Origin of the sequence: Pseudomonas peli (genome assembly GCF_050563605.1) — a bacterium.
GTDB classification, from domain to species: Bacteria; Pseudomonadota; Gammaproteobacteria; order Pseudomonadales; family Pseudomonadaceae; genus Aquipseudomonas; species Aquipseudomonas peli_A.
Genome location: NZ_JBNXUH010000040.1, coordinates 1 through 275 on the forward strand (window position 1 = coordinate 1; position 275 = coordinate 275).

Sequence of the window (275 nt, forward strand, 5' to 3'; positions counted from 1 at the left end):
CCACATTGCAGTCTATTGGCATCGGTACCGACATTAGTGCTGTTTCAGGTTGTTCAGCACGACCTGGGCGGCACCTTCGGCAGCTGTGCCGATCTGGCCGATCACCCACGGCTGCTCGCCAGCGGCGGTAAGGGGTTGCAGAGKGATTTCGACCTGATCCTGCGCCACGCAGATAACCATGCCGACGCCGCAGTTGAGTACGCGGTGCATCTCGTGCTCATCCACATCTGTCTCTTATACACATCTCCGGCCCACGAGACGAACTGAGCGATCTC

1 pseudogene is annotated in these 275 nt (G+C 58.8%); it reads right to left on the reverse strand.

Annotated features, from left to right (window positions below):
- Nucleotides 1-33 precede the first annotated feature (33 nt).
- Nucleotides 34-228 (reverse strand): annotated as a pseudogene (locus ACQ4LH_RS21030) (AIR synthase-related protein); the annotation flags it as partial.
- Nucleotides 229-275 lie beyond the last annotated feature (47 nt).